Below are 14,846 nucleotides of genomic sequence, written 5' to 3'. Positions count from 1 at the left end.
CTCTCCAATAAAGTTAGTTTGTCTAGCATCTAAAATAAAAATTGACGTTTCACGTTGTTTGTTTCGTTTAGTTTTCAAAGTTCAATATCGCGTTTCAGCGACTTTTATAATTTAACATTTTGCGTTAAATCTGTCAACAACTTTTTTCTTTCGTTCCTGACGACGCTTATTAATTTACCATATTAATCATTTAATAGTCAACACTTTTAAAAAAAATGCCAAAATAATTTTATCTTGGCATGATATAAAGCTTAATAATCACTAATGCTGCCACACCCGGTAGACCTAATAAACTCGTTATTGCTGCTGTACCCATGTTAATTGGGATATGAAAATCAAAATATGTCCCTACAACATTTACGATAAAAAGCAATGCTATTCCTAAAGTAACATGAAAAATCACCTTACCTATAAAACGTAATGGCTTAGAGGCAACACCAAAAACAAGAAAAATAAATACTAAAGTAAGAATACCAACAATAATAATTGTAGAATTCATTTTTTCCTCCTTATGAATGACCTATACATCTATTTGTATGGGACAAGACAATAAAAAAGAACAGTTATCATATGCAGCATCTCTTTCATATAAACTAAATAAAACAATACCTCAGCATTAAAAAAACAAAATAAAAAGGCCTGCTTAGAAAGCAGAGCCTTTTACCATTGTTCCATTTTTACAGGACGACGCTTTGCTTCTTTCAACAAAAAGAAATATTTCGCCTCTGCTATTTTCAAAGAACAAATGACATCTTGAGACGGTTCTACACTTTGTTCGACCATTCTCTTCTGACGTAACCACTCATTCTTCACTTTTTCCAAAAGTACAATTAACTTATCGTCATACTCTTTACGCAATTTACCCTTTTTTTGAAAGAACATTTTTGTTTCTCCTCTTATACTTCTCTGCGCCCTTCTAACGCTTTGGATAATGTCACTTCATCTGCATATTCTAAATCTCCACCAACTGGCAGACCATGTGCAATACGAGTTACTTTAATGCCTGTAGGTTTTAAGAGGCGGGAGATATACATCGCTGTAGCTTCCCCTTCAATATTAGGGTTTGTTGCTAATATCACTTCTTGTACCGTTTCATCATGTAGTCGCTTTAAGAGTTGCGGGATATTAATGTCTTCCGGTCCAATTCCCTCCATAGGAGAAATCGCACCACGTAACACATGATATACACCTTGATACTCTTTCATTTTTTCCATCGCGATTACATCTTTCGGTTCTTGCACGACACAAACAACTGATTGATCTCGATGTGAATCATTACAAATATAACAAGGATCACGATCAGTAATATGTCCGCATACAGAACAGTACGCTAAATCTCGCTTCGCATTTACAAGTGCTTTCGCGAAACCTAACACATCATCTTCTTTCATATCTAATACGAAAAATGCCAATCGAACCGCTGTTTTCGGTCCGATACCTGGCAACTTCATAAAACTATCGATTAGTTTTGATATTGGTTCTGGATAATGCATGTATCAATATCCTCCTAGAACATTCCACCTGGTAAGTTTAAGCCTTTTGTAAATTTACCCATTGTAGAGTTTGAAAGCTCATCAGCCTTTTTAAGTGCATCATTTGTTGCAGCTAATACTAAATCTTGTAACATTTCAATATCTTCTGGATCTACAACTTCCTCTTTAATCTTCACTTCAAGAATTTGCTTGTGACCATTTGCAATAACTGTAATCATTCCGCCGCCAGCTGTACCTTCAACTGTTTTTTCACCAAGCTCTTCTTGTGCTTTCGCCATGTCCTTTTGCATCTTTTGCATTTGTTTCATCATGTTATTCATATTTCCCATTCCGCCACGCATCATAATTAATTCCTCCTAATTATTATTACTCTTTTATTTCAATGAGTTCTTGCCCTACTAACTTCACTGCCTCTTCTATAAGAGGGTCTTCCTTTTTCTCCGGGCTTTCTTCAGACTCTCCGCCTTCACGTTGTAAAAAGTCTTCACGGATTTTACCCCATTCACTTTTTGGAATGGCAATCATATTTAACCTTTTACTTAGCAATTCAAATAAAGCTTGTTCTACTGTATCCATAGCTTCTCGATTTTCGCTCGCCATCTTACAGTGAATCTCATATTGAAATGCTAAAACGTAAGTGTCATCTGAAGCTGCCACCGGTTCACTATTTTCAAGTAAAACGGCAAACGCTACTTTGTTATATGATTTGAGTCTTCCTAACAACTCACCCCATACAGCTTTTAATTGTTCTAAATCTTGACGCTTCGCTTGTTTTAATACTTCATTTACACGTCCGACAGGAATTTTCATACTTCCTGTTCGTACCGGTTTTGGTGTTGCGCGTGTCTCTCTTACTTCCTGTTGTACACCAGCTGGCACACCGTTCTTTTTGACTTGCTCTAACTCTTTCTCCAGTTGCTGCATCCTGTTCATAATTGCTTGCAAACGATCTGTACCATTTGCTTGCATCATAAACTGTTGACACAATTGCACCATAACAACTTCTAAGAAAATACGCGGATGATTTGTCCACTTCATTTCCTGTTGTCCCTTACTAAGGGTATGAATAATCTCATAGATCACTTCCGGTTGCATTTCTTCACTCAACTTACGGAATTGATCATCTACAATTACTCGTTCCAACATATGTTCTAGTTGCGGTGAAGTTTGATATAAAAGCATATCACGATAATAGTAAATGAAATCCTCCATAAAACGAACTGGATCCTTCCCTTTACTCATCATTTCATCTATGATTTGCAATGCTCTTGATACATCATTTTCACGTATGCACTCTACTAAATTGCCTAAGTATTGCTGAGAAACAGATCCTGTTACGGCCAATACATCTTCTGTCGTAACAATCTCATCACTATAAGATATAGCCTGATCAATAAGACTAAGCGCGTCACGCATACCACCTTCGGCAGCACGCGCAACAATTTGTAATGCTTCACCTTCCACTTGCGTACCTTCATTTGTCACGACCGTTGATAATCTCTCAACAATATCATTCACTGATATTTTTCGGAATTCAAAGCGCTGACAACGTGAAATGATTGTAGGTGGGATCTTATGAGGTTCTGTTGTCGCCAAAATAAAGATAACATGTCCTGGCGGCTCTTCTAAGGTTTTTAAAAGCGCATTGAATGCACCCATAGAAAGCATGTGAACTTCATCAATAATGTATACTTTATATTCTACAGCACTTGGAGCATATTTTACTTTATCTCTAATATCTCGAATTTCATCTACACCGTTATTTGAAGCCGCATCAATTTCTAATACATCTGAAATGGATCCTTGTGTGATTCCTAAACAAGAAGGACATTCATTACAAGGTTCAGCTACCGGAGCATGTTCACAGTTAATTGCTTTTGCAAATACTTTTGCAATTGTCGTTTTTCCTGTTCCCCTCGGGCCAGAAAATAAATAAGCATGTGAAACTTTCTCTTGAAGAAGGGCATTTTGCAACGTTTTTGTCACGTGCTTTTGACCGACTACATCTTCGAACTTTTGCGGTCTCCATGTTCGGTATAACGCTTGGTATGACACGAAAATACGGCCTCCCTCAAAGGTTATTATCTCATTTATTATAACCCATTCTGTTTATAGATTCCAAAAGTTATTTTCTATACAAAAAACTCACCTTTGTATTAAGGTGAGTTTTGTATACATATATAACTGCCGTGCACCCTCCGTCGATTACGTACCATAAGCGTTACTCAAGCAGTTAGCTCGGTTCAGGCACTCCTGCGGCACACGAGAAGACCCGCTTATTGCTGCTTCCTTCCGGACCTGACAAGGTTCACGGGGTCCCGTTGCGCAGGACCCAAACGTCAACACCACTTACTTAAGGCAGACCTTACAGCAACATAACCTCGAGAGGGGATTCGGCCTCGCTAGAGCGGATTGCGAGTATAGGGCACCGCTACCTCCCCGCTTAGCACGGCAAAGTTAAAACCAATATTCGGTTGCCTTCATTAAAGGCATTATCAGTATAACTTGTTTCTTTAGAAAATGCAAATACGTTAGTTCCCAGTATTCTTCTCTAATTTTTTTATTGCTTTTCTTTTTTTACGAAGCTCTCTAAAAAAGTTTGTTAACAACGTACCGCATTCTTCCTCTAGTACCCCAGATACTACTTCACATTGATGATTGAAGCGTTCATCCGTTAAAAGATTCATCAATGTCCCTGCACATCCGCCCTTCGGATCACTTGCACCATATACAACTCGCTTCACTCGTGATAAAACAATTCCACCCGCACACATTGGACAAGGTTCTAATGTTACATACAATGTCGCATCTTCTAAACGCCATGTCCCTAATTTTTTACATGCATCATCTATCGCTAGCAACTCAGCATGAGCTATTGATCTTTGCTCAGTTTCCCTTAAATTATGGGCAACACTAATTACCTCACCATCTAACACTATAACTGCTCCAATTGGTACTTCCTGTATTTCCTCTGCCTTTTTAGCTTCTTCTATCGCTAATTGCATAAAATAAATATCTTGATCTTGTTCCATAACATAGTCCTTTCATTACAAATAAAGTACACTTATTTCCATTTACTACACAGGGGATAACTTTTACAAATTCAATCCACCCTAAAAGAAAAAAGAGAGGGGATTACATATGAAAAATACCGCCTTGCTCATTATCGATATGATTAATGACTTTCAATTTTCCCACGGACCCATTCTAGCTAAAAAATGCGAAACTATAACAAACCCTATTTTACAATTAAAGAAAAAAATGAAATCCCTCGGCTATCCTATAATTTACGTTAATGACCATTATCAACTTTGGAGATCTGATATCGACCAACTTATTACTCATTGCACAAATGAATATAGCGAAAATATAATCCATAAGATTGCTCCAAGTTTTGATGAGTACATTTTTATTAAACCACATTATTCCGCTTTTTATGAAACACCTTTAAATTCATTACTAGGTTATTTAAAAATAGAAAATCTAATATTAACAGGGGTTGCCGGAAATATATGTATCCTATTTACAGCTAATGATGCTCATATGAGAAATTATAAATTGTATGTACCACAGGATTGTATCGCCTCTAACAACGACCAAGATAATATACATGCTTTAAAAATAATGGAAACTACATTGAAAGCAAATATAACATCATCAACCAAAATAAAATTTAATTAATACATATATCTATTTTCTAACTTTTTATATCAAATTAACCCGCTCGCTTCCCTCTTGTGCTACAATAATTCTGTTTTGTGTTTTTAGTAGTCACGGTAAATCACTGATTGAAAGGAGGAAACAGCGTGACCGGAGTACCATTTATCACGGTTGAAGGACCAATTGGTGTTGGAAAAACTTCACTTGCGAAGGAAATTTCAACTCACATGCAACTCCACTTACTAAAAGAGATTGTTGATGAAAATCCCTTTTTAGGAAAGTTCTATGAAGACATCGACGAATGGAGTTTTCAAACAGAGATGTTCTTTCTTTGTAATAGATACAAACAATTAGAAGACATTAACATAAAGTACTTGAATCAAAGGAAACCAGTAGTAGCGGATTACCATATCTTTAAAAATTTAATTTTTGCATCCCGCACATTAAAAGACTCTCAATATGACAAATACATGCAAATTTATCGTATCCTTACACAAGATATGCCTGTGCCAAATGTCATTGTTTATTTAACAGCTAGCCTAGAAACATTGCAAAAACGAATCGCCATGCGCGGAAGAGAATTTGAAAAAAACATGGATCCAAATTACTTACTACAGCTCACAAAAGATTATGAAACAGCAATGGATGCTTTTAAAAAAGATCATCCGGAAATACCAGTATTGAAATTTAATGGCGACGATATGGATTTTGTAAAAAATCCTGATGATTTAAACGTTATCCTATCTGCCCTTCAAAATACTCTCTTAAAGGAGTCGAAATAATAATGAATTTAAGGCAAAAATATGATATACCCAATGACGCAGTAATCACTATCGCCGGAACGGTAGGTGTGGGTAAATCAACTATGACAACTGCATTAGCTAATGCTTTAGGTTATCGCACATCATTTGAAAAAGTAGATTCCAATCCATATTTGGACAAGTTCTATGCGGACTTCACTCGCTGGAGCTTCCACCTACAAGTGTACTTTTTAGCAGAACGATTTAAGGAACAAAAAAGAATTTTTGAATATGGTGGCGGTTTTGTTCAAGATCGTTCCATTTACGAAGACACTGGAATTTTCGCAAAGATGCATCATGAAAAAGGAACAATGACGGAAACTGATTATGAAACATACAAAGGTTTATTTGACGCTATGGTCATGACTCCTTACTTCCCTCATCCAGACTTATTAATTTACTTAGAAGGTTCTTTCGATGATATTGTCGATCGTATTCAAGAACGCGGGCGCCCAATGGAACAGCAAACACCAATTGAGTACTGGAAAGAAATGCATGGACGTTATGAAAACTGGATTAACAACTTTAATTCATGCCCTGTATTACGCTTAAATATTAATGAGTACGATATTTTAAAAGATGGTGATTCAATCGAACCAATCATAAAAAAAATTGGCCATTTTTTAAAACAAACACGTAAACTTGTAAAATAAAAAACCCGTGCATATGCACGGGTTTTCCTATTAAATTACTTCTTCTTTGTTGGAGCAATAATTTCACTCTCAGGTTTTCCTGCGTTAATGCGCTGACGAACAGTACTTGTACTAATATCGTATGCTTCAGCAATCTCTTTAACAGTCATTTCTTTCCCGTTAATTACTGCCGTTAATACTTTACCTGTACGTTTTGGAGCTGCTTCTTTCTTTACAGCTGCTTTTTTAACTTGTTTTGGCGCCTCTACTTTACTCGTAGCTGGTTTTACATCACAAGTACAACCACAAAGTTTACGGAATGTATCATCACTAATAATGCGTGATACGTTTGCACCACTGTTTAAAATTCTATTGTTCTTACAGACAGGACATTGTACATAATATAAAGTTTTTCCATCTAAAGGAAACGTTTGTATAATAAGATCCATGTTGACTCCTTTCATATCTATGAAGATAATCATCGGAATATGAGTGTGTAATAAGGACAAAATTACCTTACACCATACTTTATGATTGGTTTTAAAATAAAAACTCGTTACGTGTTGGTAACGAGTTCTCCAATCTCCACTTATATGCGCTGTTGTCAATTATATCTGGAGGAGGTAGAGGGATTCGAACCCCCGCGCGACTCTCGCCGCCTGTCGGTTTTCAAGACCGATCCCTTCAGCCAGACTTGGGTATACCTCCATATTGACATCAAATATAATATCAAAAGAAAAACAGTTAGTCAACCCTACTAAAATAAATTATGAGGAAAGGAAAATTTTACTTTCCCCTTCCTACATTACAGTACTGACAACGCTCATAATTACCAATCACTCATACCGATGAATGTTTAAATTTACTTAATAACTGTTTTTCCTCCCATATAAGGGCGAAGAACTTCTGGAATTATAATTGTACCATCTTCTTGTTGGTAGTTCTCTAAAATAGCTGCAACCGTACGTCCAATTGCAAGACCAGATCCATTTAATGTATGAACATGTTCTGGTTTTCCATTTGGTTCACGGCGGAAACGGATATTTGCACGTCTCGCTTGGAAAGCTTCAAAATTACTACAGGAAGAAATTTCACGATATGTGCCATAGCTTGGAATCCATACTTCAATATCGTATTTCTTCGCTGCTGTAAATCCTAAATCACCTGTGCACATACTCATAACGCGATATGGCAACTCTAATAATTGTAACACGCGTTCTGCATCATTTGTTAACTTTTCTAACTCTTCATAAGAATCTTCTGGTTTTACGAACTTCACAAGCTCTACTTTATTGAACTGATGCTGGCGAATTAAACCACGTGTGTCACGCCCAGCTGAACCTGCTTCAGAACGGAAGCAAGAGCTAAATGCAGCATATCTTATAGGCAATTGCTCTTTATTTAAAATCTCATCACGATGCATATTCGTTACAGGTACTTCAGCTGTTGGAATTAAGAAGTAATCTTCACTTTCAATACGGAATGCATCTTCTTCAAACTTTGGAAGTTGTCCTGTTCCTGTCATACTTGCACGGTTTACCATATATGGAGGTAATACTTCTTCATATCCATGCTCATCAGTATGAAGATCAAGCATAAAGCTAATTAAAGCACGCTCTAATCTTGCACCAGCACCTTTGTAAAATACGAAGCGGCTTCCAGTTACTTTCCCAGCGCGTTCAAAATCTAAAATTCCTAAATCAGTAGCAAGATCCCAATGTGGTTTTGGCTCATAAGTAAATTCTTTCACTTCTCCCCAAGTACGTGCTACTACATTATCATCCTCTGTTTCACCAACTGGAGCAGATTCATGAGGGATATTTGGAATAGATAACATTAATCTTTCTAAGTCTTCTTCAACTGTACGAAGTTCGTTATCAAGATCCTTTACTTTTTCTCCAACTTCACGCATTTCTAAAATTAGAGCTTCTGCATCTTTCTTTTCGCGCTTTAATATAGAAATTTGTTGAGATACTTCGTTACGTTTACTTTTTAATTCTTCTGTCTGAACAAGTAGTTCTCTTCTTCTCGTATCCAATTCTTCAAAACGTCCGAAATCAGTTAAATCTTCGCCTCTATGCTGTAATTTCGCTTTTACTTCTTCAAAGTTTGTACGTAAAAATTTAATATCAAGCATTATATACTCCTCCTTTTATTTTATAAAACACAAAAAACTCCCGTCCCTATATAAAGGGACGGGAGTTAACCCGCGTTGCCACCCTAGTTGAAAGCATTACCGCTTTCCTCTCAAGTAGAAATAACGGCTCTTCACCGGGAATGCTTACTAATCTAAAAGATATTCCACATTCCATTCCAGGATGGATTCACAAACTGTTTCTATCGATTTCCACCAACCATCGACTCTCTATAAGAAACGACATTTGTTACTATTTCCTATCAACACGCTTATTTTATAAAATTGTTACCATCAATTTACTATAATCTTATACAAGTTGCAAGTTACTTATACAACTTTTTTCATTTTCGCTTCTTTTACCATTTCAACAAAGTATGCTGTCACACGATGATCATCTGTTAATTCCGGATGGAATGAAGCTGCTAAAAACTGATCTTGTCTTACCGCTACCATTCGGTCACCATGCTTAGAAAGCACTTCAACATTATCAGCTACTTCTACAACATACGGCGCACGGATAAATACACCAACGAAGTCTTCACCCACGCCTTCAATTGAAAGCGCAGCCTCAAAACTATCCTTTTGGCGTCCGAACGCATTGCGCTCAACTGTAATATCCATAGCACCAATATGTGCTTCTTCATAGCCAATAAGTGTTTTCGCAAGAAGAATCATCCCTGCACATGTACCAAACATTGGTTTACCAGACTTTGCAAATGTACGAAGTGGTTCCATGAAAGCATACTTATCAATAAGACGGCGCATTGTTGTACTTTCACCGCCCGGTAAAATAAGACCATCAATCTCTTCAAGTTGCTCTATACGCTTTACAACAACAGCTTCTGCACCACTTGCTTCAACTGATTTTACATGCTCACGAACTGCACCTTGAAGACCTAGTACACCGATTTTCACCATTTTAAAGTTCTCCTTTAATTACCATCCACGCTCTTGCATGCGTTGTTCTGGTAATAACGTTGAAATTTCGACACCCTTCATTGCATTACCTAATCCTTTAGAAAGGCTTGCAATTAGTTCGTAATCTTCATAATGAGTCGTTGCTTCAACGATTGCACGTGCAAATTTCTCTGGGTTTTCTGATTTGAAGATACCAGATCCAACAAATACCCCATCAGCACCAAGTTGCATCATTAATGCTGCATCTGCTGGTGTTGCTACGCCACCTGCCGCAAAGTTTACAACTGGTAAGCGACCAAGACGTTTAATTTCAAGTAATACTTCGTAAGGAGCGCCAGTATTTTTTGCATATGTCATTAACTCATCTTCACGTAGACTCGCAACTTGACGGATTTCTGCATTGACTTGGCGCATATGACGCACTGCCTCTACAATGTTTCCTGTTCCTGGTTCACCTTTTGTACGAAGCATAGATGCACCTTCTGCAATACGACGTGCAGCTTCTCCGATATCACGGCAACCACATACAAATGGAACTGTGTAATCACGTTTATTTAAATGGTATACTTCATCAGCAGGAGTTAATACTTCACTCTCATCGATATAGTCTACCCCTAATGATTCTAATACACGTGCTTCTACAAGGTGACCGATACGGCATTTTGCCATAACCGGAATTGACACCGCACCCATAACTTCTTCAACAATTGTTGGGTCTGCCATACGAGAAACGCCACCTGCTGCACGAATATCTGCTGGTACACGCTCTAATGCCATAACGGCAACTGCGCCTGCCTCTTCTGCAATTTTTGCTTGTTCAGCGTTAACTACGTCCATAATAACGCCGCCTTTTTGCATTTCTGCCATTCCACGTTTTACACGTTCTGTCCCTGTTACATTTGTCATGTACAAAAACCCCCCTAGGTGAATTGCTTTCCCCCGTTAAAGGCGAAAATTAAGAATACTCTTACATTCTACCACTAACTATCAGATGCTTGTCTACTACTTTTTCATAAAGTCGGTATGAAAAATAGGAATAAAAAAAAGCTCCTATCGTGAGGAGCTTTTAAAACCAACCTTTTACTGTATCAACAGCACTATTCCACATACCACTAAAGAATGAACCAATTCCGCGCATAGCACGAGTAAACCAGTTTGCTTCTTCTACTTCAGATGTCGTTACAAGATCCACTTGCAGTGACTTACCAGTTAAAAATCCAGGGTCGTTTGTATCTTTTGGCGTAATTACCATTTGACCAAGCGCAGCTCCCTTTTTAATAGGTGCTTCTTGTCCCTTACTTGATTCTTTTAATTCTGTTTTATAAACATCTTTACTTCCTTTTGGCACTGGAAGTGAAATAGCTTGTTTCGTTTGAACTGCTACATCTTTATCTTTCGCATTTTCTACTCGTACTGTTTCTTGTCCTTTTACTGAAGAACCTTTTTTATACATTTGTTTCACTTCAAAGTTAGCAAATCCATAATCATATAGCTTCTTTGTTTCATCAAAACGTGCTGTATGAGAACTTGTTTTAATAACTACAGAAATAAAACGCATTCCGTTTCTTTCAACCGTACCAGTGAAGCAATCTCCTGCTTCTGGAGTTGAGCCTGTTTTTAGGCCATCTACGCCATCATATTCTTTAACTAAGCCCTTTAACATCCAGTTCCAGTTCGACATTCCAAACTTCTCTTTTTCTGGGCGGAATTCTTTTTTAGGGATTTTTGCTGTATCTAACACTTTTGGATAATCTTTAATTAAATGTTGTGCTAAAGTTGCAACATCCTTTGCAGACATTTTATTTTCTTCATCCGCTGTTGTTCCTTCTGGATGCATTCCCTTTAAATCTTTATTCGTTAAACCTGTAGAATTGACAAATTTATAATTTTTTAACCCTAGTTCTTTCGATTTGTCATTCATCATTTTTACGAAGTCTACTTCTTTACCTGCAATTGCTTCTGCTAATGCAATTGTTGCACCATTTGCAGAAAAGATTGCCATTGCTTCGTATAACTCTTTTACTGTATAAGAGCCACCATTTTCTAATGCAACATTTGATAATGAAGCATCTTGTGAAACCTTATATGCATATTCAGAAACCTTAATTTTCTGGTCCCACTTAAGTTTTCCTTTATCCACTGCTTCGTGAACTAAATATTCACTCATCATCTTTGTCATACTAGCAATGGATAATAATTCATCTGCATTCTTTTGATATAAAATTTTCCCAGAATTCGCTTCTACTAAAATTGCCGCACCTGCTTCAATGTTTAAAGCGGCTCCTGTTTCAGCTGATGCATTGCTATATGGCATAAAAATGCTACAAGCTAGTGTAAGCACTGTTACCAAAGCAATGAATCTTTTGCAAAACATACCTTTCACTTTTGCTACCCCCAATATCTATGTACTCACATAACCGTTATTCTAACATAATCAAAAAAAAATAGACAGAGATATCAAATCTCTGTCTATTTGTATATAAGACATTATAATGAGTAGTTTGGAGCCTCTTTTGTAATTTGTACGTGATGAGGATGACTTTCACGTAAGCCAGCACCTGACATACGAATGAATTGTGCATTTTCGCGTAAGAATTCTAAATCCTGTGCTCCGCAATATCCCATACCTGCACGTAAGCCACCAACTAATTGGTGAACTGTATCTGCTAAAGGTCCTTTATATGGCACTCGTCCTTCAATACCTTCTGGGACAAGCTTTTTATTACCTTCTTGGAAGTAACGATCTTTACTTCCTTTTTCCATCGCACCGACAGAACCCATACCACGATACACTTTAAATTGACGACCTTGGTAAATTTCAGTTTCTCCAGGGCTTTCTGCAACACCTGCAAACATGCTACCTAGCATAACAACATGTGCTCCTGCCGCTAAAGCTTTCACCATATCACCAGAGTACTTAATACCACCATCAGCAATAACTGGAATACCGTGTTTACGAGCTTCTGTTGCACAATCATAAACTGCAGTTAATTGTGGTACACCAACACCGGCTACAACGCGTGTTGTACAAATAGAACCTGGTCCAATACCAACTTTAACTACGTTTGCACCAGCTTCAATTAATGCTTTCGTTGCTTCAGCAGTAGCAACATTTCCAGCGATAATATTTAGTGATGGGTATTTAGCACGAACTTCTTTTACCTTATCAATAACACCTTTAGAATGTCCATGTGCTGTGTCAAGTACAATTGCATCTACACTAGCTTTTACTAATGCATCGATGCGAAGCATCGCATCCGCTGTTACACCAACTGCTGCTCCAACTAATAAGCGTCCTTGCTTATCCTTAGCAGAGTTTGGGAATTCAATTACTTTTTCAATATCTTTTATTGTAATAAGCCCTTGTAATACACCGTTATTATCAACAAGAGGGAGTTTTTCAATTTTATACTTTTGTAGGATCTTTTCAGCTTCTTCCAGTGTAGTACCAACTGGAGCTGTAATTAATTGTTCTTTTGTCATTACGTCAGAAATTTTGATTGAGTAGTCTTGGATGAAGCGCATATCACGGTTTGTAATAATACCAACTAATTTTCGCTCATCTAAATTATTTACAACCGGTACACCTGAGATACGATATTTTCCCATAAGATGTTCTGCATCATATACTTGATGTTCTGGAGTTAAGAAGAAAGGATCTGAAATAACGCCGCTTTCAGAGCGCTTTACTTTATCAACTTGCTCTGCTTGTTGCTCAATAGACATATTCTTATGAATAATTCCTAAACCACCTTGGCGAGCCATTGCAATAGCCATGTCAGCTTCTGTTACTGTATCCATTCCTGCACTAATTAACGGGATGTTTAGCTGTAAGCTTTCAGATAAAACTGTTTTAACACTTACTTCTCTTGGTAATATATCTGACCTAGCTGGTACAAGTAATACATCATCAAAAGTCAAACCTTCTTTAACAAATTTAGATTCCCACATAATTGTTCCCCCTATGATACCAGAAATTATTATTAGTAGCTTATCAATTGGTTAAAATACTGTCAAGGACGTATATATATGTTAGAATTTTTAGACAATAAAAGGAGCGTAATATATGCATCAAACATCTTGTACTTGGCAGCAGTTAAGTTTCTTTTTTTCATCTCAAAACGTACAACGTTATCTTGCCCGTTGTTATGAAAAATCCTCTATTCAGGATGCAGAAAAAAAAAGTTTTGAAAATTGTTATCCCTTTATTTATTACTTAGAACACGGGAAAAATTATTATGAATTATATAAGACTGCTCCATTTTCCATTCAACCAATGTTGTTATTTTATGGAATTAGTCAACTGTTTAAAGCATGCCTACTAACTATTGACCCTAACTATCCTGAATCCACTACTGTTTTAGCTCATGGCGTTACAACTCGCAAACGAAAAAAACAAGGGTATCAATTTTTAGAAGATGAGGTGAAGGTACAAAAAAACGGATTGTTTACTCATGTTGCAGAACAACTGTTTCACATGAAACACTTAGAAGCAGAAAAATTTAACATGTTAGAACTAATGGGAAATATTCCAGAATTACAAAATTTATTTCGTTATAGTCAAAAAGGATCAACTTTATATAAAATTGATTCAACAATTAAAAATGAGCTCTCCTTTTCAGTCAACCTACTAGATCGATTACATATGACTAAAGAGAGATTTTCTCGTTACATTGAAACATCTTGTAAGCATTTATCAATACAACACGTACCTGAGAAGACTAATGAATCGAATTTACTTTTTACAGCGCCTATTCAATCATGGAATCCTATGTACAGTACTCCTTTATACTATGAACATCTTACTAATACTTATTATTTGCCACTTACGACTGACCCTAGAAATCCTAAGCCAATATTACCTGAACTCCTCATTCATTATTTATTGCTCTATAATTTAAGCATGATTTCTAGATATGAAACAGATTGGTGGTATGACTTACTTGGAAGTTATGGTTCTGAAGATTATCCATTTATTTATCAATTTCTAAGTATTTCTGCTCAAAAAATCCCTTACTATATTTCAAATTTTTTATTAATGGAACCAAATCTATTTCATGGGAAATAAAAAAACACAAGTCAAATGACTTGTGTTTTTAGTTGCTTGGCGACGTCCTACTCTCACAGGGACAAGGTCCCAACTACCATCGGCGCTAGAGAGCTTAACTTCCGTGTTCGGTATGGGAACGGGTGTGACCTCTCTGCC

16 protein-coding genes, 1 tRNA gene, 1 rRNA gene, 1 other RNA gene and 1 other annotated feature are annotated in these 14,846 nt (G+C 36.9%); of the genes, 4 read left to right on the top strand and 15 right to left on the bottom strand.

Annotation, left to right across the window (positions count from 1 at the left end):
• Nucleotides 1-229 precede the first annotated feature (229 nt).
• The 7 genes from ACTFP3_RS29955 to tadA all read right to left on the bottom strand — a co-directional run bounded on the left by ACTFP3_RS29955 (nt 230) and on the right by tadA (nt 4,525).
• Complete coding sequence (locus ACTFP3_RS29955) at nt 230-499, bottom strand: pro-sigmaK processing inhibitor BofA family protein (protein ID WP_001089273.1); 270 nt, start codon at nt 497-499, stop codon at nt 230-232.
• 161 nt (nt 500-660) lie between these two features.
• Entirely contained in the window at nt 661-882 is a 222-nt protein-coding gene (locus tag ACTFP3_RS29950) for a YaaL family protein (protein ID WP_000466019.1), read from the bottom strand.
• Between the two features lie 14 nt (nt 883-896).
• Nucleotides 897-1,493 carry a recombination protein RecR gene (recR, locus tag ACTFP3_RS29945; RefSeq protein ID WP_000559169.1) on the bottom strand — a complete coding sequence of 199 codons (597 nt, stop codon included), beginning with the start codon at nt 1,491-1,493 and terminating at the stop codon, nt 897-899.
• Between the two features lie 14 nt (nt 1,494-1,507).
• On the bottom strand, nt 1,508-1,834 hold the full coding sequence (locus ACTFP3_RS29940; protein WP_014894853.1) for a YbaB/EbfC family nucleoid-associated protein: 327 nt from the start codon (nt 1,832-1,834) through the stop codon (nt 1,508-1,510).
• Between the two features lie 25 nt (nt 1,835-1,859).
• Nucleotides 1,860-3,548, bottom strand: coding sequence for a DNA polymerase III subunit gamma/tau (gene dnaX, locus ACTFP3_RS29935; protein WP_000121587.1), 1,689 nt, complete (start codon nt 3,546-3,548; stop codon nt 1,860-1,862).
• 132 nt (nt 3,549-3,680) lie between these two features.
• An RNA gene (ffs, locus tag ACTFP3_RS29930) (signal recognition particle sRNA large type) lies at nt 3,681-3,945 on the bottom strand.
• 79 nt (nt 3,946-4,024) lie between these two features.
• A complete protein-coding gene (tadA, locus tag ACTFP3_RS29925; protein WP_000434329.1) occupies nt 4,025-4,525 on the bottom strand; it encodes a tRNA adenosine(34) deaminase TadA in 501 nt (166 codons plus the stop codon).
• A 109-nt stretch (nt 4,526-4,634) separates the two neighbouring features.
• Here tadA and ACTFP3_RS29920 point away from each other — a divergent pair, with 109 nt between their 5' ends.
• From ACTFP3_RS29920 to ACTFP3_RS29910, 3 genes are all read left to right on the top strand, one after another.
• A complete protein-coding gene (locus ACTFP3_RS29920) occupies nt 4,635-5,174 on the top strand; it encodes an isochorismatase family cysteine hydrolase (protein ID WP_000798726.1) in 540 nt (179 codons plus the stop codon).
• 125 nt (nt 5,175-5,299) lie between these two features.
• Complete coding sequence (locus ACTFP3_RS29915) at nt 5,300-5,935, top strand: deoxynucleoside kinase (RefSeq protein WP_000148218.1); 636 nt, start codon at nt 5,300-5,302, stop codon at nt 5,933-5,935.
• 2 nt (nt 5,936-5,937) lie between these two features.
• Entirely contained in the window at nt 5,938-6,606 is a 669-nt protein-coding gene (locus ACTFP3_RS29910) for a deoxynucleoside kinase (protein ID WP_001053585.1), read from the top strand.
• Nucleotides 6,607-6,641: 35 nt separating this feature from the next.
• Here ACTFP3_RS29910 and ACTFP3_RS29905 read toward each other — a convergent pair whose 3' ends face one another.
• From ACTFP3_RS29905 to guaB, 7 genes are all read right to left on the bottom strand, one after another.
• On the bottom strand, nt 6,642-7,034 hold the full coding sequence (locus ACTFP3_RS29905; RefSeq protein ID WP_000364193.1) for a DUF3797 domain-containing protein: 393 nt from the start codon (nt 7,032-7,034) through the stop codon (nt 6,642-6,644).
• 166 nt (nt 7,035-7,200) lie between these two features.
• Nucleotides 7,201-7,293: transfer RNA gene (locus ACTFP3_RS29900), tRNA-Ser, on the bottom strand.
• A 154-nt stretch (nt 7,294-7,447) separates the two neighbouring features.
• On the bottom strand, nt 7,448-8,722 hold the full coding sequence (serS, locus tag ACTFP3_RS29895; protein WP_440012068.1) for a serine--tRNA ligase: 1,275 nt from the start codon (nt 8,720-8,722) through the stop codon (nt 7,448-7,450).
• A gap of 51 nt (nt 8,723-8,773) precedes the next feature.
• Nucleotides 8,774-8,995: a binding site (T-box leader), on the bottom strand.
• A gap of 54 nt (nt 8,996-9,049) precedes the next feature.
• Entirely contained in the window at nt 9,050-9,640 is a 591-nt protein-coding gene (gene pdxT, locus ACTFP3_RS29890) for a pyridoxal 5'-phosphate synthase glutaminase subunit PdxT (protein WP_000238785.1), read from the bottom strand.
• 18 nt (nt 9,641-9,658) lie between these two features.
• Nucleotides 9,659-10,546, bottom strand: coding sequence for a pyridoxal 5'-phosphate synthase lyase subunit PdxS (pdxS, locus tag ACTFP3_RS29885; RefSeq protein WP_000186165.1), 888 nt, complete (start codon nt 10,544-10,546; stop codon nt 9,659-9,661).
• 160 nt (nt 10,547-10,706) lie between these two features.
• A complete protein-coding gene (dacA, locus tag ACTFP3_RS29880; protein WP_124749816.1) occupies nt 10,707-12,014 on the bottom strand; it encodes a D-alanyl-D-alanine carboxypeptidase DacA in 1,308 nt (435 codons plus the stop codon).
• Nucleotides 12,015-12,127: 113 nt separating this feature from the next.
• The gene (gene guaB / locus ACTFP3_RS29875; protein ID WP_000264088.1) at nt 12,128-13,591 is read right to left on the bottom strand and encodes an IMP dehydrogenase; all 1,464 of its coding nucleotides are present in this window, start codon (nt 13,589-13,591) and stop codon (nt 12,128-12,130) included.
• Nucleotides 13,592-13,706: 115 nt separating this feature from the next.
• Between guaB and ACTFP3_RS29870 the strand changes: the two genes are divergently transcribed.
• Nucleotides 13,707-14,708 (top strand): YaaC family protein, encoded by a 1,002-nt coding sequence (locus tag ACTFP3_RS29870; RefSeq protein ID WP_000554287.1) that lies wholly within the window; start codon nt 13,707-13,709, stop codon nt 14,706-14,708.
• Between the two features lie 34 nt (nt 14,709-14,742).
• Here the strand turns inward: ACTFP3_RS29870 and rrf are convergent.
• Nucleotides 14,743-14,846, bottom strand: a 5S ribosomal RNA gene (gene rrf, locus ACTFP3_RS29865); the annotation flags it as partial.

It is taken from the genome of Bacillus cereus group sp. MYBK5-2, from assembly GCF_051915685.1.
Taxonomy (GTDB): Bacteria; Bacillota; Bacilli; order Bacillales; family Bacillaceae_G; genus Bacillus_A; species Bacillus_A cereus.
Note: the sequence above shows the minus strand (reverse complement) of the source record. Positions and strands in the feature narration are given on the sequence as shown.

Excerpts from the sequence above, each read along its gene's own strand:
- ACTFP3_RS29905 (WP_000364193.1), bottom strand. The coding sequence starts at position 7,034 with ATGGATCTTATTATACAAACGTTTCCTTTAGATGGAAAAACTTTATAT.
- ACTFP3_RS29950 (WP_000466019.1), bottom strand. The coding sequence starts at position 882 with ATGTTCTTTCAAAAAAAGGGTAAATTGCGTAAAGAGTATGACGATAAG.
- serS (WP_440012068.1), bottom strand. The coding sequence starts at position 8,722 with ATGCTTGATATTAAATTTTTACGTACAAACTTTGAAGAAGTAAAAGCG.
- pdxT (WP_000238785.1), bottom strand. The coding sequence starts at position 9,640 with ATGGTGAAAATCGGTGTACTAGGTCTTCAAGGTGCAGTTCGTGAGCAT.
- ACTFP3_RS29920 (WP_000798726.1), top strand. The coding sequence starts at position 4,635 with ATGAAAAATACCGCCTTGCTCATTATCGATATGATTAATGACTTTCAA.
- dacA (WP_124749816.1), bottom strand. The coding sequence starts at position 12,014 with ATGTTTTGCAAAAGATTCATTGCTTTGGTAACAGTGCTTACACTAGCT.
- recR (WP_000559169.1), bottom strand. The coding sequence starts at position 1,493 with ATGCATTATCCAGAACCAATATCAAAACTAATCGATAGTTTTATGAAG.
- tadA (WP_000434329.1), bottom strand. The coding sequence starts at position 4,525 with ATGGAACAAGATCAAGATATTTATTTTATGCAATTAGCGATAGAAGAA.
- ACTFP3_RS29940 (WP_014894853.1), bottom strand. The coding sequence starts at position 1,834 with ATGCGTGGCGGAATGGGAAATATGAATAACATGATGAAACAAATGCAA.
- pdxS (WP_000186165.1), bottom strand. The coding sequence starts at position 10,546 with ATGACAAATGTAACAGGGACAGAACGTGTAAAACGTGGAATGGCAGAA.
- ACTFP3_RS29910 (WP_001053585.1), top strand. The coding sequence starts at position 5,938 with ATGAATTTAAGGCAAAAATATGATATACCCAATGACGCAGTAATCACT.
- ACTFP3_RS29870 (WP_000554287.1), top strand. The coding sequence starts at position 13,707 with ATGCATCAAACATCTTGTACTTGGCAGCAGTTAAGTTTCTTTTTTTCA.
- guaB (WP_000264088.1), bottom strand. The coding sequence starts at position 13,591 with ATGTGGGAATCTAAATTTGTTAAAGAAGGTTTGACTTTTGATGATGTA.
- ACTFP3_RS29955 (WP_001089273.1), bottom strand. The coding sequence starts at position 499 with ATGAATTCTACAATTATTATTGTTGGTATTCTTACTTTAGTATTTATT.